The sequence below is a fragment of the Peribacillus sp. TH14 genome, assembly GCF_016651145.1.
In the GTDB taxonomy this organism is placed as follows: Bacteria; Bacillota; Bacilli; order Bacillales; family DSM-1321; genus Peribacillus; species Peribacillus butanolivorans.
The window spans coordinates 3,167,297-3,185,364 of the sequence record NZ_JAEKEK010000001.1 but is presented as its reverse complement, the minus strand read 5'-3'; the positions used below and the strand labels follow the sequence as shown (position 1 = coordinate 3,185,364).

Below are 18,068 nucleotides of genomic sequence, written 5' to 3'. Positions count from 1 at the left end.
CGAGTTCCATTTTTTCAATCAAGTTCTAATTTACTTGCTTTTGCCACCATAACTGTTTTTATGATATTTGGTTAAAAAGATACCTCTACCATCCGCTAACTCCTTCAAAAACCACAGCCCATATTTTCCTTAAATGTCTCTTCTGTTAAATGCTACGTTCCTTTATTTGTTGCACAATTTTGTTTTGAAAACCAATAAATGAAATACTTTCAGATTCTTGCTCCCCGTATTTCCGTACATTTACTGCATCTTCTTTCACTTCTTTATCTCCAAGTACAAGCATGTATGGGATTTTCCTCCTTTCATGAAGGAAGTAGTGGAAATCATGTATTTAACTAAAGAAGGATTCATCCTGAATGGAGAAAAATATGAAAAACGCATAGGCCCCATCCCTAAAACTCCATACAAAGAAGGAATGGAAGAAACTCTGCGACTTTTAATGATGGAAAGCTGAGTTCTTTTTTTCAGAAGATATAATTGTGGTTTTCGTCGATATATTCTTTTTTTCGGAGATATACTGAGGTTTTCGTCCAATATGGTCTAATTAGTGCATTTCTATTCTATAAACGCTGTTTTTTGGTAGAAAACAGCGTTACTTCTCATTACTTCCCTTTATTCATCGAATTCAATTCATCTTCAACTCTATCAAATCTGTTTTCAATATCTAATTGATTACTATTCTTTTTGTTAGAAATCGTAAGCAATTTCTTAATTAATAAGTAATGGCAACGACGAATAAAACGATAAGTGCAACAACGATAAAAAAGCATCATGAATGATAACATTCACAATGCTCGTTACGATACTGACTTTGAAATTCAGTTTACGTTTCCTATGCTGATTTCTCAAAATGACAATCTTTCAATGAAATTACCTTTGTCTTATGAAAAACCTTGTACCCTAACCATATCGCTAAAAAAATTGGTAAACCAATATAGGAGACTGCGACCCCATACCAGTCAATACTGCCGCTTAGAAACGCCTCGTAATTCTGCCCTGCAATGACAACCACACAAAGGATAAATGAAAGAATCGGACCGAACGGAAACCATTTTGCTTTGTATTTTAACTCGTTTATGTCACCGCCCTGTGCTACGTACGCACGTCTAAAACGATAATGGCTTACGGCAATTCCAATCCAAGCGATAAATCCCGTTAATCCTGAAGCATTTAATAGCCATGTAAACACATGATCCCCAAAAACAGATGTTAAAAAAGCTAGTCCTCCAATTATTGCCGTGAGAATCAAGGCATTCATCGGGATTCCCCTTCTGTTAACTTTAGCTAGAAACTTTGGAGCCTGATTATCTTTTGCCATCGACCATAACATCCGAGTTGATGCATAAAGCCCCGAGTTCCCTGCAGAAAGTAATGATGTCAAAACAACAGCATTCATGACAGAAGCAGCGAAAGCAAATCCTGCCCGTTCAAAGACGAGCGTGAAAGGGCTTACAGAAATATTTTCTACATCCCCACCTAATAAACTTGGACTCGTATATGGAATTAACAGCCCGAGTATCAAAATGGCTCCGATGTAAAACAATAAGATGCGCCAAAATACTTGTCGAATCGCATTCGGAACATTTTTTTCAGGATTCTCACTTTCGCCAGCAGCAATACCAACTAGTTCTGTACCTTGAAAAGAAAATCCAGCGATAAGAAAGATACTAATGATTGATAAAAATCCGCCCTTGAAAGGAGCCTCGCCCATGGTGAAGTTTTCAAATCCAATCACCTCTCCACCAAAAACGCCTAAGATTGTCAATAATCCAATAATGATAAAGAAAATAATGGCCACAACTTTTATTAGAGAAAACCAATATTCTGATTCACCATAACTTTTAATGGATAAAGCATTTAGCATAAAGACGAGTCCAAGAAACAATGCACTCCATATTATGCTTGGCACTTCAGGCAGCCAGAATTTCATGATGATGGCTGCCGCAGCTATTTCCACAGCAAGGGTAACCGCCCAGTTAAACCAATAATTCCAGCCAAGTGCAAAACCAAATGCTGGATCTACAAAGCGTGTCGCATAGGAGGAAAATGAACCCGATACAGGCATGTATGTAGCCATTTCCCCCAAGCTTGTCATAAGGAAATAAACCATGATCCCAATGCATGCATATGCAGCGAGAGCACCACCAGGTCCTGCACTTTGGATGGTTGCACCACTTGCCAAAAATAAACCAGTTCCGATAGAACCTCCAATTGCGATCATGGTCATATGCCTTGCTTTTAAGTTTCTTTTAACTGTCGGTTCTTGATTTTCAATGAGATTCATGTCCATTGGCTACTACCTCATTTTCTATTAAAATTAAAACTTTAAGAAATATTATAAGAGATTTGTCTTAACAGCAGTATTGTTGGTAATAGTAGAGTTCATTAGATATGAATAGTCTCCCACAACCTCTTTGCGGAAGACTATGTATTTACCCTTTTCTAACTGAAGGAAAGAACCTGATACGTTCACTACCAAGGTAACTTCACCAATTGAAGCTTCACTTTACTGGCTAAAAACAAAATAATTTCTTTTAAGTAAACGGGGCTTAGACATCAATTCATCATATCTATCTGTAGTGTGTTGATATTCAATTTCTTTCTCTGTCTCTTCCAATTAGTAACACATTGAATGGATGGAGCCCTGTTAATTTTAAATAGACATTGTTCCATCAGGTAACTCCCAATATACGTTATCATTTGTCTTCTTTACTTGCCAAGGCCACATAAGGATCATCCTGCAATTGTTCAATTCCACACCATTGAATTAAAGTAAGGGCAATAATCTCCGCTGTCGCGAACACATTGTCCAGTAAGATATATTCATTTGGATAATGGGCAACCTCTGTTACTCCAGGACCAAAAACAATTGCAGGCGTTTCACCGACATGAGTCAACAATCCTCCATCAGTTCCCCATGGAGAGGCTTCAATGACCGGATCTTGTCCAGCAACTTGCCTAAATTGATTGACGAGCGTATTCATTAGTTCATGTTCTACATCAATTGCCCCTGGAACCCAGCGTGCTCCGAACCATTCTAAAACGGGCGGATTATCCTTGAACCATTCATCAACTTCTTTGATCTGTAACAGCCAATTAGCCATTTCGTTTTTCGCCTGCTCCATCGTTTCCTCTGGCGCAACACCCATTCTACCTTCAATTTTCACGAGGTCAGGAACGGAGGAAGGCCAATTACCGCCTTCAATGACGCCTAAATTGATTGGAATCGGAATAGGTGTGTTCTGATAAAGCGGATCACTGATACGTGCATTTCGCTTTTCTTCCAGAGCACGAATATGATTTATTACGGTCATACTTTTTTCAATGGCACTTACACCTTCATACCTGGTTCCGCCGTGAGCTGACCGGCCTTTTACCAGAACTCGGAACCACATCGACCCCTGCTGTTTGGGAAAAATCCTCATATTCGTTGGTTCAGGGATAAGGGCAGCATCAGCTTTGTATCCCCTCAAGACGGCTGCTAACGTTCCGGCTCCGCCGCTTTCTTCTTCTATCACACTTTGAAATATGACATCTCCCTTTAAATGAATGCCATTTTCCTTTAATGCCTGCATAGCAAGGATAAGGGATACATTGCCTCCTTTCATATCTGTTACGCCGCGTCCAAACATTTTCCCATTCTTTATGGCTCCACTATATGGATCGTCATCCCACTGATCCCGATCACCATCCGGAACCACATCGATGTGTCCGTTCAAGATAATGGAGCGGCCGCCTCCAGTTCCCTTCATAATTCCTACCACATTAGGACTGTTGGAAAATTCGCTGCGAGGAGAATAGAAATAGGAATGCTTTTTCAGTTCCCCACCGTTAGGCTCCCAAATATCAACCTTCAGGCCCATTTCCTCTAGTTTTTGGGCGACGATAGCCTGAGCGTCTGCTTCATTTCCTTGGGTACTCGGTGCTTGCACCAACCTTTGCAATAAGTCTGTTCCTTCTTCCCGATGATCCTTGATCCATTGGTTAATTCGTTTTTTAAAATCCGGCACTTTTATCCTCCTTTTATACACATATTCTCATAGATTACTGAAAGTCCCATTCCACCTGCCATACATAACGTTACCATTCCGTACTTAACTTGGGAACGCAACATTTCATGCATCAGTGTGACTGTCAATTTTGCACCTGTTGCTCCTACAGGGTGACCAAGTGCAATTGCCCCTCCATTGACATTGACGATATCCGGATTCAAATCTAACTCCTTGATCACTGCAAGTGCTTGGGCAGCAAAGGCTTCATTAAGTTCAATCAGTCCGATATCCTCTAACGATAGACCTGCTTTTGCCAATGCCTTTCGAGTCGCTGGTACTGGTCCAATCCCCATAACTCCAGGTTCAACACCTGCACTGGCGAAAGCCTTAATTTTCAAGAGCGGTTTTAATCCCTTTTCTTCTGCTTGCTGCTTGGACATTAATAGTACAGCTGCTGCTCCATCATTCATGGGACAGGCATTTCCTGCCGTTATGGTTCCTTCATTTTTGAATACTGCTGGAAGACTGGCTAGTTGACTCAGATGAATGTCCTCGCGTACCCCTTCGTCTTGATTGAAGATTTGAAGCCCTTTTCGATCCTTGATTTTGAGCGGAATAATTTCTCGATCAAAGCGTCCCTCTTCCATAGATTTCCAAGCCTTCTTGTGGCTTTGATAAGCAAATTGATCCTGTTCTTCACGACGGATACCATATTTTTCAGCCAGGCGCTCGGCTGTTATTCCCATATGCTCATTTCCCAAGGAACATATTAATCCATCTGCCAGCAGAGCATCCTCCATCGTTACGTTTCCAAATTTACCGCCCCATCTATTTTTCACGATATAAGGCACATTGCTCATGCTCTCCACTCCACCGGCAATGATTATGTCTTCTTGACCAGCAGCAATAGTTAATGCAGCATTGGTAATGGCCTTTAAACCTGATCCACATGCTTTGATTACAACGTGGCCTGGGACACTATGCGGGAAATTTGCCATCTGCGATGAAATTCGGGCCGAGTTAAGTCCGCCTCCATGGACATAGCCATGTCCGAAAATCACTTCATTGACCTTTTCTTTGCCTAATTCAGATTTTCCCATTAAGCCTTCCAATAATTGACGGCCTAATTCGGTAGCATTAACATTCCGGAGTGATTTTCCAAAGGATCCAACTGCAGTTCGCGCTCCAGCAACGATGACGACCTCATTCATGCTTCTTCCTCCTCTTACCTATTCAATGCTGTTGACAGTAGCCCCTATTTTCAACGACGCCTCTGTATTCGCAATCACATCATCAACTGTATAAGGTGTCATAACTTCCCTCAACACCAATCCCTCTTTTGTAACTTCCATGACAGCCATATCAGTAATGATTAAATCTACACTATGTCTTGCCGTTAAAGGAAGTGTGCATTTCTTTAATATCTTCGATTCCCCCTGCTTGTTTACATGATTCATCAAGACAATCACCTTTTTGGCTTTTTGGGCAAGCTCCATTGCTCCGCCCATCCCCGGTACCCGTTTGCCTGGGACAATCCAGTTGGCTAAATCCCCTGTTTCACTAACTTCCAATGCCCCAAGGATGGTAATGTCGATGTATCCTCGACGAATCATGCCAAATGCAGTTGCACTGTCAAAGTAAGAAGCCCCCATTACAGACGTAATCGGGAACCCTCCTGCGTTACAGAGAGCAGGATCTTCTTCCCCCTGATTTGGACTGGGGCCTGTTCCAAGAACACCGTTTTCCGCATGGAACAGCACATGGATATCTTGAGATAAATGATCGGCCACTAAGGTAGGGATGCCAATACCTAAATTGACGATTAATCCGTCATGGATTTCCTTGGCAGCGCGTTTGGCGATGCGATTTCGTACATCTACTCCCATGCCCATTTCCAATTCACCCCTTTTGTTGGAATCACCATATCTACATAAATACCTGGCGTGGCAATACACTCCGGATCCAATTCGCCTACCGGAACAATTTCTTCAACTTCTGCTATAGTAAAAGCTCCTGCCATCGCTACGAGCGGATTGAAATTGCGGGCACTCTTGTCAAAAACCAAATTCCCCAACGGATCTGCCTTTTTGGCATAGACGATACTCACTTCCGAGGTCAAAGCGGTTTCGATCAAATATTCCTTTCCGTCGATTACCATTTTGTCCTTGCCTTCTTCAGCTATCGTTCCAATCCCGACATCAACAAAAATCCCGCCCAAGCCTACTCCGCCTGCACGAATCCTTTCAGCTAATGTCCCTTGCGGAGAAAATTCCACTTGCAGCTTTCCTTCAGTCATGAGCCGACCGGCATTAGGATTAGATCCGATATGAGAGGCAATGACCTTTTTGGCTCTTTCAAGAGTCACCAGCCGGCCAATTCCAATATCAGGGAATCCCGTATCATTGCCAATCAATGTTAGTTCCTTAACGCCCTTGTCCAGGATGCCCTGTATGAGTGTTGGCGGAGTCCCCACTCCCCCAAACCCACCGTACATGAGAGTACATCCATCAGTAATATACTCGAGTGCTTCTTCCAGGGTCACAATTTTGTTTTTTTTCGAAATGACCTGCTTCATATGGTTCCTCCTAAATAGCCTGCTTGTTCTCTATCAGACCTTCCGAGTGCAATTCATGCTGCAATTCCTCAACTGAAGCTTCCAGTATCTTTACAAGACTATCAATTTCTTCATTTGTAATAACTAGCGGCGGAGATATAATAACTGCATCACCCGCGATCCCTTCGATTGCGCCCGAAGCAGGATAGATCAACAATCCCTTCTCAAATGCCTTATTGACAATTCTTGTGGTTATGCCATCTTGCAAGTCGAATGGAGTTTTTGAACTCCTATTTGAAACAAACTCAAGTCCCAGGAGAAGCCCTTTTCCTCGTACATCACCAATGATGTCAAATCTCTCAGCCAGCCCATGTAATTTCTCCAATAGATACTGTCCTTTCTCTTCCGCTGCCTGAACCAGATTCATTCGTTCAATGTAGGCAAGCACTTCTAAAGAAACGGCAGCAGATAGAGGATTTGCACTATATGTGTGTCCAGCCATGATTGACTTCGAACCTTTTAAAATGGGTTCCATAACCCGATCACTAACCAAAGTGGCTGCAATTGGAGTATAGCCAGCGCTCATACCTTTCCCTAATGCGATGATATCTGGGGTAACTCCCCAGTGTTCCATGGCAAACATTTTTCCTGTACGACCGATTCCAGTCATAACTTCATCGGCGATAAAGAGAATGTCATAGCGTTCGCATATTTCCTTAATCCTTTGATAATAACCATCCGGTGGAGTAACAGCCCCAGCAGATGCCCCGATAATTGGTTCAGCGATGAAGGCGGCAATATTCTCAGAACCAAGTCTTTGAATGGACGTCTCTAATTCATTTGCACACTGCAGTTTACAGCCGGAAGATTCATAAGGGCATCGATAACAATACGGAGCAGATATACTAGGAAAATCCTCTAATAACGGAACAAAACGTTTTCTTCTTGACACATGACCGGACATCGATAAAGCACCCATCGTAATCCCGTGATAACTCGTCCAGCGGGAGACGATACGATTTTTCCGCTCAAATCCTTTTTCTTGCCAATGTTGAATGGCTATCTTCATCGCCGTTTCGGTTGCTTCCGACCCACTGTTCACAAAAAACGACCAATTTAAATCTCCTGGAGCTAACTCACTTAGCTTTTCGGCTAAAGTCTCTGCGGCTTCACTTGTAAAATGAGATCGGTATGCAAAAGAAACTTTACTTGCCTGCTCTGTCATTGCCTCAACAACATCTAATACTCCATGACCAATACTCGCCGTAACCGCACCTGAAGATCCGTCGATGTATTGTTTTCCATCCGTGTCATAAAGATATATTCCCTTCCCATGAGAGACAGTGGGATAGTTATGATCTAGAATGGGCTTAATTAAATGATTCCGCTTCATTTCATCTCTCCTTTATTTACATTTTTTACCAACTACACATCTATGAAGTTCTAGTACACTAAAACTCTTAAACTATTGGAAAAATCCTATTAACTGATTGAAAGAATAGATGGCAAATATGAATCCATAAAACCGAGTTTACCAACTAAAAGGTTCATCCTGAATCAGGATTGATTCTGTAGGGCAGCCTTCCATAGCATCATGCATGTCATCATACAGATTCTCAGGAACTACGGCATTCCCCTGATTATCATCCAAGATAACGAAAGCGATTCCTTGTTCGTCATAGTCATAAATTTCAGGACCTGTTGCACCGCATGCCCCGCACGCAATACAGGTATCTTTATCAACCCATGTGTATTTAGCCATAAACTTTTCCTCCTATTTAAAGAATCCATTTACAGAAGATAAATCTTTACCCCAAATATTCATGTCCTCATACTTATCCCAAATATTGCAATTCTTCGTAAATCTTCCTCCATATTCATATCCCAGCTGGTGAAAGACAGCGTTCATGCCCATTGACAAAGATCGCGCTAAAGAGTAGGAACAATAAATATTTTTCTTGATAAGTTCTTGTTCTAATGCTGAGATAAGTACCTTCATAAAACCATGTTTTCGATGATGAGGAATCGTTGCACAGTCAGTTAGTTCAGCATTATGATACATTTCATTTACTTCCGCGGATGCAGCACTAACGATGGATCCTTCATATTGAATAACACTAAAGATCGTTCCTTCTTCCATCACTTTTTTGATATAACCCTCATCATTCATTGGGGTTGGATAGGTTTCAAAAATTGCACCGTATAAATTTGCCAGCTCATATGCATCTTCAACTTCAGCAAATCGAAGGGAGTAATTTTCAGGTAGTTGCTGCTTTTCTATTATTCTAGGAATATCAATAACATCTTGGAGAATTTTGTCTTCCTTCATCCAATAGTCGCTTGTTCGCCTTTCATTGGTAAAATACAATGCCATGCAATAAGCATCATTCCCATTAAAATACTTACTCAATATTCCTTCCAGCATAAATCCATGGACCCATGTCGCAGATAAATCTTCTTGTCTAGCTTTAAGTATCACTTTTGTAAAGCCATGCTCTTGAGCGATGACCAGAGCTCGAGTTATCGCTTTTTTGATATTCCCCCGATAATCATCAATGCGTAAGCGATGATTTGCATGATCAAGATAGAGTTCCATCGTAAAACATTCCCCAGTCTCAATTCGGGTGAAAAAAGGCAGCTTTTGAACAGACATTATGTATACCCTCCTTAACTAAAATTCGGGAGAAGCGATGCATCATCTACTTCTCCCGGCATTCTATTTCCAATTAAACAATTTCTTTACAGGAGCCTGAAGAAGCTGTTCATACGTAAACTCATCAGGATACTCACTCACGTCATATATAGATAAGGATTCATCCACCTTTTGATTCATCGAATCAGACACATAGATTCCACAATTTGGACAGTTCAGGGCTGGAACCTGAAGAACTTTTATTGATCGTTTACCATCAGGCATAATCCAGTAACAATCCTTCTTTTCACTTTCCTCAACGTTGGGGGCATTACACCACAAGCATTCCATCCTTATTCCCCCTTGCCTTCAGAACTTCCGACCATGGCGTTCTTTTTTTCTTGGGCTAACCTTAATTTTTCCTTCATTTCATCACGTTTATCACGGCGATCCTTCAAAGAAGCATGTTCATCAGTAGTTTCATACGCTTTTCTCTTGTCAAGGCGACGTAGGCCTTCTGGTACCAAATTGAATTTTTCGTCTGTCATCAGAGCAGAGATCCCCACAGCTCCTTTTCTTCCTTCGGTACCATACACTTCATCAAAGTAAGCATCTGCACTGCCAGCAACATAGTTCTTCGGTTCTGGATAGCTCGTGATAACTCCCTCAAAGTTCCGTAAGACCACTTTATCCGGACTTTGCGAAAGAAGGTAATTCGGAGTCAAGGCAATCTTTCCGCCTCCGCCAGGAGCATCCACCACAAAAGTTGGCACTGCATATCCTGATGTATGGCCACGTAACGCTTCAATGATTTCCAGTCCTTTTGAAACCGGTGCACGGAAATGGCCGATCCCTTCAGATAAATCACATTGATAAATGTAATAAGGTCTTACCCTTGCTTTAACACAGTCGTGCATAAGCTTTTTCATAATATGAACACTATCGTTAATTCCAGCAAGAATAACAGCCTGATTACCAAGCGGTACTCCAGCCATCGACAACATATCACATGCCTTTTTGGCTTCTTCCGTCAGTTCAAGTGAATGATTGAAATGCGTATTTAACCAAATTGGATGATATTTTTTCAGAATATTGCATAAATTTTCTGTAATCCGCTGCGGGAAAACAACCGGTGCACGAGTACCGATACGAATGATTTCCACATGTGGGATAGCACGTAAATTACTCAATACGTATTCGAGAATCTTATCATTGATTAATAGGCCATCTCCTCCAGAAATCAAAACATCTCTCACTTCCGGAGTATTACGAATATATTCAATCGCCCCGTCTAATTGCTTCTTAGGAACGCCCATGCCAACCTGACCTGAAAAACGACGACGAGTACAGTAACGGCAGTACATAGAGCATTGGTTCGTGACAAGAAATAGAACGCGATCCGGATAACGATGCGTTAGACCTGGAACAGGAGAATCTTCATCCTCATGCAGCGGATCTTCCAAATCATATCTAGTCTTGTTCATTTCTGCCGAAAGCGGTACAGACTGCAAACGAATCGGACAGCGAGGATCATCAGGATTCATCAAGGATGCATAGTAAGGTGTAATATTTAAAGGGATTGTTTGAGTTGAAATCCGAACACCTTCTTCTTCTTCCGGTGTCAAGTTCACAACTTTTTTCAGATCATCCAAAGTTTTAATTGTATTGGTTAATTGCCAGAGCCAATCATTCCATTGCTCTTCCGTTACATCTTTCCACAATTCAATCTCATTATAATGTCTACGTCCACCAAGGTATTCCTCATGTTTTACTTCCATTCCCATCAAACTCATTAAAATGCCCCCCTCTTTATCTTAAGAAACTATATATATATCTACTTGCAAGAATAATGCCAACATCCAAAACAAGAAAAACATAGAAAAAAGAGGGCGGATCGTCCCCTTAAACCGCAAAATATTTTTCGTTATGCCTAATATTTTGCAGCCAATTTCTTTGCGCCAAAGAGATACGGATTTAATGCTTATCCTTTTGAGATTGAAAAAAGAGGGTCTCATTTCGCGAGAGCCCTCTTCAAGTTACATACTTATTCTATTGAACAACAATTCTCTAAAAGTATAAGTGAATGATAGCGTTTTCAATTACTCCCCAATCATTTTAATTCCTTCGATCCTGCGGCATAAACTTTTTCTATACCGTACTTGTTTAACTTATATTGTAATCCTTGTCTTTTAATATTGAGGGCCTCAGCTGTTTTGCTGATATTCCCATTATATTTCTCAAACATATTTATTATCATTTCCCTTTCCATTTCTTCAAGAACGACAGGTAAATCAATCTTATCTTTTAATGGAGGATGATGGCTCTGCGCATTTGAGGCGGAATATTTTCCTGAAGGGAATAAATAAGCAGGAAGATGATGTTCTTCAATCATAACTTCCCCTGTGTCCATGACGTTAAATGCTAACTCGATGGCATGTCCCAGTTCACGAATGTTTCCCGGCCACGAGTATTGAAGAAGCCGTTGCATCGCCTTTTGGCTGATCCCGCGTACATCCGAAAAGAATGATTTATTGAATTTTTGAATAAAGTGATTTACTATTTCCGGAATATCCGTTTTACGTTCCAGAAGAGAAGGCATTTGAATGGTTACGACATTCAAACGAAAAAATAAATCCGAGCGAATAATTCCTCGCTCTAACGCCTCATCAGGAGAAATATTCATCGCAGCAATGATCTTTACATTAATTTTCTGCTCCTTCGAACCTCCAACACGGCGTACCTCGCCTTCTTGTAATACTCGCAGCAATTTTGCCTGCAGACCAAGGTCGAGGCTATTCAATTCATCAAGAAACAGGGTACCGCCATTTGCCTGTTCAAAAATCCCGAGTCGGTCCATCGCTCCGGTAAAAGCCCCTTTCGTTGTGCCGAACAGTAGCCCCTCCATTAATTCCTTTGGAACAGCCGCACAATTTTGCGCAATGAATGGTTGATTTCGCTGAGCACTTACATTATGTATACTTTGAGCAATAAGTTCTTTTCCTGTCCCTGTAGGTCCATAAATCATGACTGGAGAATGTGTACGAGCCGCTTTTTTTGCTAATGAAATAGCTTCTTGAAAAGCAGGACTACTCCCAATTAAATCACTAAAATGATAGGTAGCTGTCCCTTCAAAGAACTTATTTTTCTTATGGGTCTCGGCCAGCTGGGAACGCAAATCAACAATTTGATCGTACATGCTCATGACCTTAGTAATATCCTTTGCGATTTCTACTGCCCCAATAATTTCACCGTCCTCGTATAGAGGATACGTGCTATTAATAGAAGTTATTTTTTTCTCTTTTAAATTAACATATGTTTGAATGGACTCAATCGTTTCGATGCCTTTTTCCAATGCTACATGCAGCGTACTGGATTCATCAGTCAATGATGGATACAGTTGAAAGATATTTTCTCCTAACACCTGTTCACGATCCAGCCCGTCGATATGAGCCATCATTTTATTATAGAATACGGTATCTCCATCCTTATTAACGATATGGACACCAACATTAATCACATTCAATATCCATTCAAATTGAGTGGAAAACTGATTTACTGAAGATTTCATTTCATCATCTCCGCCCTGTCATTTGATAGAACCACCTGTAAATTATAGCATTTAATGGGAAATATTCATCTACATAATCTGAAAACTCACAATTTAATAATGACCGATAATTTCCATACCGACTAATCGTTATTTCTAGGATTTTCAAGCAGGTTAATAGATAGAACAATAAATACATATAAATAAAGGAATCTCACTCTCAGCAAAGAAAGTATTGATTAAGAGTATAATATAATGTCAGGGGTGAGCGAGATTTCAAAACGAAGCAAAGAAAACGGGTTACAGATTAAACCATGGGAAGATAGGGACCTTGATTTACTTTTTCAACTAAATTCCCCAGAAATGATGGAACATCTCGGAGGTCCAGAGAGTAAAGAACAAATTTTGAAACGCCACAAACGTTATCTTGAGATTGGAAGTAAAGGGTGTATGTTTAGCATCATCCTGTATCCAGAGGAAGAGGCTGTTGGCTCCGTTGGCTACTGGCGAACCGTGTGGAATGATGAAACTGTGTACGAAATTGGGTGGAGTGTCCTCCCTTCATATCAGGGGAAAGGGATTGCGTCCCGTGCAGTGAAGGCTGTAATAGCAAAAGTCAAAGCCGAGCGGAAATACAAGTATATTCACGCATTCCCGTCAATCCATAACCCTGCTTCAAATGCAATTTGTCGCAAGCTTGACTTCAATCTTATTTCCGAATGTGAATTCGAATACCCTCCAGGGAGCTTTATGCGATGCAATAATTGGCGTTTGGAACTTTAACATCCATCAAGGACGGAATAATTAGTGTGTAGGACGAATTATCTCTCTGTAGGTCGAATTATTTTGTGTGTAGGACGGATTATCTCTTGTAGGTCGAATTATTTTGTGTGTAGGACGAATTATCTCTCTGTAGGTCGAATTATTTTGTGTGTAGGACGGATTATCTCTTGTAGGTCGAATTATTTTGTGTGTAGGACGGATTATCTCCCTGTAGGTCGAATTAATTTGTGTGTAGGACGAATTATCTCTCTGTAGGTCGAATTATTTTGTGTGTAGGACGGATTATCTCTCTGTAGGTCGAATTATTTTGTGTGTAGGACGGATTATCTCTCTGTAGGTCGAATTATTTCGTGTGTAGGACGGATTATTCGGTGTATGGGTCGAATTATTTCGTTTTAGGACGAATTATCTCCCTGTAGGACGGATTAAATAGTGTGAAGGACGGATTATCCCCTGTAGGTCGAATTATTTTGTGTGTAGGACGGATTATTCGGTGTATGGGTCGAATTATTTCGTTTTAGGACGGATTATCTCCCTGTAGGACGAATTAAATAGTATGTAGGACGGATTATCTCTCTGTAGGTCGAATTATTTTGTGTGTAGGACGAATTATTTGATTTGTGCGTCGAATTATTCCGTTTTAAGTCGATTTGATCCAATCCACCATCATTCACCATTCACATTAGAGGTTATTGGTCTCATTTTTAATCAAGCAAACAATTCATTCCATGTTTCTTTGCCTGCTTCCTTATCTGCAGAAATCTTTCGTACCTTTTGGTATTTAAATAAGCCCTTTCAAGGTCATTAATGAGTTAATTTAGTTGTTCCTTCAAATAACATTTCATTTCCAAGTATAACTAGCATTATATTCTTCTGGAGTCATTTCTGTTTCTTTGAAAGTAACTGGTTTTTCGTTTGGTAATGTAATAGTCAATTCCGTTTTATCTTCGCTTAATTCTAACGTAAATAATGAAGTTCTATTTTGTTTCTCAACACTATAAAGTACACCAGTAATCTTGTTATCGGTTGGTTCAATTATTTCAAAGTGCCTAATTGGTCCTATGTCATCTTTTGTGATCCTCTGCATTGTAAATGTGCTAATTTCATCTCTTAGAATAACAAGGAACGAACCTTCCGCTACCCAATAGCTATACAAATATTTCCCCAGATACTTCGGTGCATTGTAAGATGGGAGATTACTGGAGGATGTATCTTGCACTTCTGTTTTCTTTTGTATCTGAATCATTTCTTTTTTGATGATTTGTTGTTCGTCGCAAGCAGCAAGGCAACATACAACTAGGAATCTACAGTCATTTTTTGAAAAAGCAAAGGTTCCCCCCCTAAATAGTACTTCAACCCTTTTGATCATTCAGTAAACAAACCCATTATTTGTAATAATATCGACATTTCCTTTTTTTAACTACTAAAAAAGCTATTCCTTAACCTTAATTACTCCTTATTAAAACATGACATAATATAGAAGAGACAGTTAAAACCCCAAGCAATTCCATACTTTTTCGCCTTACCAAAACGGGTAGTGTATGATAGAAGCATGAGTATGATAACGTCGCTCTTTAGGAGGAATGTTCATGAATTCGGTCATTTTATTTGATGGTGAATGCAATTTTTGTGATTCAAGTGTTCAGTTCATTATAAAGCGGGATCCGAAGGGGCTTTTTCATTTTGCTTCGCTTCAAAGTGAAGCTGGACAAGAGTTGCTGAAAAAGTACGATGTTCCTGCAAATATTGATAGTATAGTGCTGATCGAAAAGGATAAGGCTTACTATAAATCGGCTGCAGCTCTGAGGATTTGCCGTCGCTTACAAGGGGCATGGAAAATGTTTTACGGTTTTACCATCGTTCCAAGCTTCATTCGGAACATCGCTTATGACTTTATTGCCAAGAACCGTTACAAATGGTTTGGGAAAAAAGAAGAAAGCTGTATGCTGCCATCCCCAAGTGTTCGAAAGCGGTTTTTATAACGTAAAAAAAGGTAATTCAACTGAATTACCTTTTTCAATGTAACTCCACCTACTTTTAAACGTGGAAATGAATAATGAGCAATCAACTTCTTCATCACCTCTCCCTTTTATAGGCGTTTCTTTCCTTTCTTATTTACCCATTTTAAACTCCCAACACACTTTACAATGTGCTAAAATAAAACAATTATTGCTTTAGTAACTATTGAAATACTGAGTTAAAAAAAGATAAGATACGTAGTCTTTAACATGCAATATTTCAATTGATTAACTTATGAAATTCATTAATTTCTATGTTAGTATGTCTTTTAAAGGATTTTGAAAAGTCTAACTTATAGCTATCATCTATTATTTTTTTTATTATGCTCAAATCATTATCTTCTATTATATATTTGATTCCATAATGTGATTGAGGATATAACTCTGTATGGTTTCTTCTTTGCATTGCCCAATCTTCCCTACTCTTCAACAATTCAAAATTAATTACTTCCTCTAATGGGTCCGTAGTCTCAACCCCATCCATAGTAACTGCAACGTACTCGGCCAATCCCTCATCGAACCACTTCGGAACGGCTGTAATTTTATTTTCACTTAGATATTTAGTCAAATAATAATGTGTATACTCGTGACGTAAATCCCTTCTAAAGAACCATTCATCTGCTTCCCTAACAAGGTTATCGGGTTTAACCAATGCAATTAAATTATAATTTTTATCAAAAAAGGCTCCGATATTTTCTAATTCCGCATACTTTTGTAATTCCTCTAATTCTTCAAATACTATTATATTTATTTTAACATCCATATTAATGGTTCCAAACATACTAGACAATTCTTTATTAAGATTCGTTATCTCATTAATAATTAGATTATTCAATTCATCATTTTCTGAATTGTAAATTTTCACCCCATCTAGCAAATGATATTCTTCCCTTTCTAGTAGTTTTTCCAGATCTAATGTATTATTTCTAGATAAAAAATGATAAACAATTACTAAAGTGCCCAAGACTATTAAACTGATTACAAAACTAATTGCAACGCTTTTAAAAAAATTCATTCAAATGGTTTCCAATTCTTTAAGTTAATAATCCAAATAAAATAATCGTGTTAATTATATTTATTAGAGTTGATTCCATAATTCAAAATAAAGGATGTTCTTGTTGTACACTATAAACTTCTGCCCCTTTACAGCTGGCATTTAAATTTGTCATGGATGAAATAATTATTGTTAGTGCTAAAAATGATGATAGTATTTCTAAAGTAGAATCCTCCTAGGGTGTGTAATCAATTTAATTTTCGAATCAAGCTTCGTTTAATATTTTAAATATTCAGTCTTTGTAAGGCGTGAAAATTATTGAAATACATCTGCCCATATAATCTTTCAAATATGTAATTTGAAAATACTCTTTTTTCATTCTGATTTTTCTGACTTTTTTATACTAACACAACATTTTAATATAATTGTTACATTTTAAAAAAATAATAATATTTTCCCTTTTTAGTAAACAATGTGCAAATAAAACCGATAATATACCGTATATTCTCGTTATTTTTATAAATTAAAATGTTCTCAAGATAATTTTACATATAGTATTTTTACTCGTTAGCTCGATGTGTAGTGGTAAGATCCCTTTTGCAAAAATAAAAAAAGCACTATGAATGATAACATCCATAATGCTCCCTACCTATCCTCTGAACTGACTTTGGAATCCCTCTTGCAAACGACCCGGCAGCTCGACAAGGGTTTCGTTCAATGTATCCAATTTTGTTTCAATCCGATGAAGCAAATAAAGGGTAACAATAATCGGAAATCCGATATCACTGATAAATGGCAGGATTTGATCCACTTTTGTTCACCTCTCTTCTGGTATGGTGAAAAACAGGCTCACCCATTTTCAGGACACGTCCTTCAAAGATGAGCCTGCCTGCTGACAAGTTAGATAAGTTCAACATCCTCGACATTACGCTCGACAAGGCGTGCTCCTTTAATACTGACAAAGTCGCCCGATGATGCAACGAAGGCATTCCCCGCAATCATTTGCTCCATTGCCGATTTGACTGTATTCGCATCAACCGGCTCCTTCGGATTTTCAACGGAAATCGTCGCTGACTTTCCTTCCTCTGTTACGAAAATCATTTCCAATACTCTAGCCATTTTGTATCACCTCCTGTTTTTTCAACCTTTTGCTAAAAGCCGATTAGCCAATCAATGAATTCGTATCCACTCTGGTCACTTCACCCATTGGATAATTCTGCACGCTTGCAATCGCTGTTGCTGCCGAAAACAACTGATCCGCCGTCGCCTCAACCTTGATGTTCGAAAATGACCTACGCTTGAAAACAATAGACCCCTTTTCATTTAATCCCGTCTCAAAATCAATCCTTAACGTACTTGATACTGGAATTTGGTTTGCCATGTCGCTCACCTCCTTTCACACTCTATATAAACTTTTACGAGGTGAAAGTAGCATGGTGGTGAAAGTTTTTTTATTTTCATTTAATGATACGCAGCTGTTATAAATAAAAATAAAGAAGCCACAATCCAATATTGGAATGTAGCTTCTTCCTATTAATAAGAAAAGGT

The 18,068-nt window shown here is 39.4% G+C and carries 19 protein-coding genes and 2 pseudogenes; 3 read left to right on the top strand and 18 right to left on the bottom strand.

Annotated features, from left to right (window positions below):
* Nucleotides 1-145: 145 nt before the first annotated feature.
* Nucleotides 146-283, bottom strand: coding sequence for a hypothetical protein (locus JFU50_RS15470; RefSeq protein WP_201223232.1), 138 nt, complete (start codon nucleotides 281-283; stop codon nucleotides 146-148).
* Between the two features lie 9 nt (nucleotides 284-292).
* On the opposite strand from JFU50_RS15470, the pseudogene JFU50_RS15465 reads away from it, so the two are divergent.
* A pseudogene (locus tag JFU50_RS15465) lies at nucleotides 293-454 on the top strand (epimerase); the annotation flags it as partial.
* Between the two features lie 378 nt (nucleotides 455-832).
* On the opposite strand, the gene JFU50_RS15460 reads toward JFU50_RS15465, so the two are convergent.
* The 12 genes and pseudogenes from JFU50_RS15460 to JFU50_RS15405 form a co-directional block, all read right to left on the bottom strand.
* Nucleotides 833-2,290: an amino acid permease gene (locus JFU50_RS15460; protein ID WP_201223230.1), complete on the bottom strand. Its 1,458-nt coding sequence runs from the start codon at nucleotides 2,288-2,290 to the stop codon at nucleotides 833-835.
* Nucleotides 2,291-2,506: 216 nt separating this feature from the next.
* Nucleotides 2,507-2,737 (bottom strand): annotated as a pseudogene (locus tag JFU50_RS15455) (YokU family protein).
* Nucleotides 2,697-4,010, bottom strand: coding sequence for a peptidase (locus tag JFU50_RS15450; protein WP_201223228.1), 1,314 nt, complete (start codon nucleotides 4,008-4,010; stop codon nucleotides 2,697-2,699). Before JFU50_RS15450 ends, JFU50_RS15455 begins: the two are co-directional and overlap by 41 nt.
* A gap of 2 nt (nucleotides 4,011-4,012) precedes the next feature.
* Nucleotides 4,013-5,203 (bottom strand): thiolase family protein, encoded by a 1,191-nt coding sequence (locus JFU50_RS15445; protein ID WP_201223226.1) that lies wholly within the window; start codon nucleotides 5,201-5,203, stop codon nucleotides 4,013-4,015.
* 18 nt (nucleotides 5,204-5,221) lie between these two features.
* Nucleotides 5,222-5,884, bottom strand: a complete 663-nt coding sequence (locus tag JFU50_RS15440; protein WP_201223224.1) for a 3-oxoacid CoA-transferase subunit B — start codon at nucleotides 5,882-5,884, stop codon at nucleotides 5,222-5,224.
* Nucleotides 5,869-6,567 carry a CoA transferase subunit A gene (locus tag JFU50_RS15435; RefSeq protein WP_056530315.1) on the bottom strand — a complete coding sequence of 233 codons (699 nt, stop codon included), beginning with the start codon at nucleotides 6,565-6,567 and terminating at the stop codon, nucleotides 5,869-5,871. The genes JFU50_RS15440 and JFU50_RS15435 overlap by 16 nt, the downstream gene beginning before the upstream one ends.
* A gap of 10 nt (nucleotides 6,568-6,577) precedes the next feature.
* Entirely contained in the window at nucleotides 6,578-7,939 is a 1,362-nt protein-coding gene (locus JFU50_RS15430; protein ID WP_053347555.1) for an aspartate aminotransferase family protein, read from the bottom strand.
* Between the two features lie 138 nt (nucleotides 7,940-8,077).
* Nucleotides 8,078-8,308 (bottom strand): ferredoxin, encoded by a 231-nt coding sequence (locus JFU50_RS15425; RefSeq protein ID WP_053347556.1) that lies wholly within the window; start codon nucleotides 8,306-8,308, stop codon nucleotides 8,078-8,080.
* A gap of 12 nt (nucleotides 8,309-8,320) precedes the next feature.
* Entirely contained in the window at nucleotides 8,321-9,199 is an 879-nt protein-coding gene (ablB, locus tag JFU50_RS15420; protein ID WP_201186499.1) for a putative beta-lysine N-acetyltransferase, read from the bottom strand.
* Between the two features lie 63 nt (nucleotides 9,200-9,262).
* Nucleotides 9,263-9,529: a YokU family protein gene (locus JFU50_RS15415; RefSeq protein ID WP_053347558.1), complete on the bottom strand. Its 267-nt coding sequence runs from the start codon at nucleotides 9,527-9,529 to the stop codon at nucleotides 9,263-9,265.
* A 2-nt stretch (nucleotides 9,530-9,531) separates the two neighbouring features.
* A complete protein-coding gene (gene kamA / locus JFU50_RS15410) occupies nucleotides 9,532-10,956 on the bottom strand; it encodes a lysine 2,3-aminomutase (protein WP_201225096.1) in 1,425 nt (474 codons plus the stop codon).
* Between the two features lie 332 nt (nucleotides 10,957-11,288).
* A complete protein-coding gene (locus tag JFU50_RS15405) occupies nucleotides 11,289-12,746 on the bottom strand; it encodes a sigma-54 interaction domain-containing protein (RefSeq protein WP_201186501.1) in 1,458 nt (485 codons plus the stop codon).
* Nucleotides 12,747-12,980: 234 nt separating this feature from the next.
* On the opposite strand from JFU50_RS15405, the gene JFU50_RS15400 reads away from it, so the two are divergent.
* Nucleotides 12,981-13,508 carry a GNAT family N-acetyltransferase gene (locus JFU50_RS15400; RefSeq protein WP_201223223.1) on the top strand — a complete coding sequence of 176 codons (528 nt, stop codon included), beginning with the start codon at nucleotides 12,981-12,983 and terminating at the stop codon, nucleotides 13,506-13,508.
* 841 nt (nucleotides 13,509-14,349) lie between these two features.
* On the opposite strand, the gene JFU50_RS15395 is transcribed toward JFU50_RS15400, so the two are convergent.
* Complete coding sequence (locus tag JFU50_RS15395; protein WP_201223222.1) at nucleotides 14,350-14,877, bottom strand: hypothetical protein; 528 nt, start codon at nucleotides 14,875-14,877, stop codon at nucleotides 14,350-14,352.
* A 220-nt stretch (nucleotides 14,878-15,097) separates the two neighbouring features.
* Between JFU50_RS15395 and JFU50_RS15390 the strand changes: the two genes are divergently transcribed.
* Nucleotides 15,098-15,490: a thiol-disulfide oxidoreductase DCC family protein gene (locus tag JFU50_RS15390; RefSeq protein WP_201223221.1), complete on the top strand. Its 393-nt coding sequence runs from the start codon at nucleotides 15,098-15,100 to the stop codon at nucleotides 15,488-15,490.
* 256 nt (nucleotides 15,491-15,746) lie between these two features.
* Here JFU50_RS15390 and JFU50_RS15385 read toward each other — a convergent pair whose 3' ends face one another.
* The 4 genes from JFU50_RS15385 to JFU50_RS15370 all read right to left on the bottom strand — a co-directional run bounded on the left by JFU50_RS15385 (nucleotide 15,747) and on the right by JFU50_RS15370 (nucleotide 17,901).
* The gene (locus tag JFU50_RS15385) at nucleotides 15,747-16,541 is read right to left on the bottom strand and encodes a collagenase (RefSeq protein WP_201186507.1); all 795 of its coding nucleotides are present in this window, start codon (nucleotides 16,539-16,541) and stop codon (nucleotides 15,747-15,749) included.
* 628 nt (nucleotides 16,542-17,169) lie between these two features.
* Nucleotides 17,170-17,331 (bottom strand): YvrJ family protein, encoded by a 162-nt coding sequence (locus tag JFU50_RS15380; protein ID WP_201223220.1) that lies wholly within the window; start codon nucleotides 17,329-17,331, stop codon nucleotides 17,170-17,172.
* An 89-nt stretch (nucleotides 17,332-17,420) separates the two neighbouring features.
* Nucleotides 17,421-17,639 carry a DUF2922 domain-containing protein gene (locus JFU50_RS15375; protein WP_053347565.1) on the bottom strand — a complete coding sequence of 73 codons (219 nt, stop codon included), beginning with the start codon at nucleotides 17,637-17,639 and terminating at the stop codon, nucleotides 17,421-17,423.
* Nucleotides 17,640-17,682: 43 nt separating this feature from the next.
* Nucleotides 17,683-17,901, bottom strand: a complete 219-nt coding sequence (locus JFU50_RS15370) for a DUF1659 domain-containing protein (RefSeq protein ID WP_057219837.1) — start codon at nucleotides 17,899-17,901, stop codon at nucleotides 17,683-17,685.
* Nucleotides 17,902-18,068: the final 167 nt, after the last annotated feature.

What these genes read in the sequence shown, in the direction of transcription:
- JFU50_RS15470 (WP_201223232.1), bottom strand. Translation starts at nt 283, where the DNA reads ATGCTTGTACTTGGAGATAAAGAAGTGAAAGAAGATGCAGTAAATGTA.
- JFU50_RS15460 (WP_201223230.1), bottom strand. Translation starts at nt 2,290, where the DNA reads ATGGACATGAATCTCATTGAAAATCAAGAACCGACAGTTAAAAGAAAC.
- JFU50_RS15445 (WP_201223226.1), bottom strand. Translation starts at nt 5,203, where the DNA reads ATGAATGAGGTCGTCATCGTTGCTGGAGCGCGAACTGCAGTTGGATCC.
- JFU50_RS15440 (WP_201223224.1), bottom strand. Translation starts at nt 5,884, where the DNA reads ATGGGCATGGGAGTAGATGTACGAAATCGCATCGCCAAACGCGCTGCC.
- JFU50_RS15435 (WP_056530315.1), bottom strand. Translation starts at nt 6,567, where the DNA reads ATGAAGCAGGTCATTTCGAAAAAAAACAAAATTGTGACCCTGGAAGAA.
- JFU50_RS15430 (WP_053347555.1), bottom strand. Translation starts at nt 7,939, where the DNA reads ATGAAGCGGAATCATTTAATTAAGCCCATTCTAGATCATAACTATCCC.
- JFU50_RS15425 (WP_053347556.1), bottom strand. Translation starts at nt 8,308, where the DNA reads ATGGCTAAATACACATGGGTTGATAAAGATACCTGTATTGCGTGCGGG.
- ablB (WP_201186499.1), bottom strand. Translation starts at nt 9,199, where the DNA reads ATGTCTGTTCAAAAGCTGCCTTTTTTCACCCGAATTGAGACTGGGGAA.
- JFU50_RS15415 (WP_053347558.1), bottom strand. Translation starts at nt 9,529, where the DNA reads ATGGAATGCTTGTGGTGTAATGCCCCCAACGTTGAGGAAAGTGAAAAG.
- kamA (WP_201225096.1), bottom strand. Translation starts at nt 10,956, where the DNA reads ATGGAAGTAAAACATGAGGAATACCTTGGTGGACGTAGACATTATAAT.
- JFU50_RS15405 (WP_201186501.1), bottom strand. Translation starts at nt 12,746, where the DNA reads ATGAAATCTTCAGTAAATCAGTTTTCCACTCAATTTGAATGGATATTG.
- JFU50_RS15400 (WP_201223223.1), top strand. Translation starts at nt 12,981, where the DNA reads ATGTCAGGGGTGAGCGAGATTTCAAAACGAAGCAAAGAAAACGGGTTA.
- JFU50_RS15395 (WP_201223222.1), bottom strand. Translation starts at nt 14,877, where the DNA reads ATGATCAAAAGGGTTGAAGTACTATTTAGGGGGGGAACCTTTGCTTTT.
- JFU50_RS15390 (WP_201223221.1), top strand. Translation starts at nt 15,098, where the DNA reads ATGAATTCGGTCATTTTATTTGATGGTGAATGCAATTTTTGTGATTCA.
- JFU50_RS15385 (WP_201186507.1), bottom strand. Translation starts at nt 16,541, where the DNA reads ATGAATTTTTTTAAAAGCGTTGCAATTAGTTTTGTAATCAGTTTAATA.
- JFU50_RS15375 (WP_053347565.1), bottom strand. Translation starts at nt 17,639, where the DNA reads ATGGCTAGAGTATTGGAAATGATTTTCGTAACAGAGGAAGGAAAGTCA.
- JFU50_RS15370 (WP_057219837.1), bottom strand. Translation starts at nt 17,901, where the DNA reads ATGGCAAACCAAATTCCAGTATCAAGTACGTTAAGGATTGATTTTGAG.